Raw genomic sequence first — 750 nt, 5'->3', positions numbered from 1 at the left:
CCCTGGCGTGGCCAGCCGCCATCACCGCCGCAGAAAAGCTGGCTGCCATCGCACAGCTCAAGAGCCTCGGCATCCTCGTTCGCAAAGGAGTCTGACCATGAACAACGTTTTCGAGAATCCCGCGTTCTCGATGTCGGCGCTGACCGCCGCTATCAACATCCTGCCCAACAACTACGGGCTGATGGAGAGCATGGGGCTGTTCCCGGCCAAGCCGGTGCGCTTCCGTTCCGTGGTTGTCGAGGAGAAAAACGGCATCCTGACGCTGCTGCCGACGATGCCGGTCGGCTCGCCCGGCACTGTGGGCAAACACGGCAAGCGCAAGCTGCGCTCCTTCGCCATTCCGCACATCCCGCACGACGACGTGGTGCTGCCCGAGGAAGTGCAAGGACTGCGGGCTTTCGGTTCGGAAACCGAGCTGCAAACCGTGGCCTCGGTCATGGCCGAACACCTGCAGACGATGCGCAACAAGCACGCGATCACGCTCGAGCACCTGCGCATCGGCGCGCTCAAGGGCGTCATCCTCGACGCCGACGGTTCCGTGCTCTACGACCTGTTCGATCTGTTCGGGATCACGCCCAAGGTGATCAATTTCCAGCTGGGCAACGCCGGCACGGACGTCAAGAAGAAATGCCTGGAGCTCAAGCGCTACCTCGAGAAAAACCTCAAGGGTGAGCGCATGACCGGCGTCCACTGCCTGGTGTCCGAGGAATTCTTCGATGCGCTGACCAGCCACGAGAAGGTCGTCGCGGC

1 protein-coding gene and 1 pseudogene are annotated in these 750 nt (G+C 62.4%); both read left to right on the top strand.

Annotation, left to right across the window (positions count from 1 at the left end):
* Window positions 1–95: pseudogene (locus ACK4TH_RS12550) on the top strand (head decoration protein); the annotation flags it as partial.
* Between the two features lie 2 nt (window positions 96–97).
* Window positions 98–750, top strand: a 653-nt coding sequence (locus ACK4TH_RS12545) for a major capsid protein (RefSeq protein ID WP_409626929.1), incomplete at its 3' end; no start/stop codon positions are given.

Source organism: Tepidimonas sp., from assembly GCF_046292505.1.
In the GTDB taxonomy this organism is placed as follows: domain Bacteria; phylum Pseudomonadota; class Gammaproteobacteria; order Burkholderiales; family Burkholderiaceae_C; genus Tepidimonas.
This window is presented reverse-complemented; position numbering and strand designations above follow the sequence as displayed.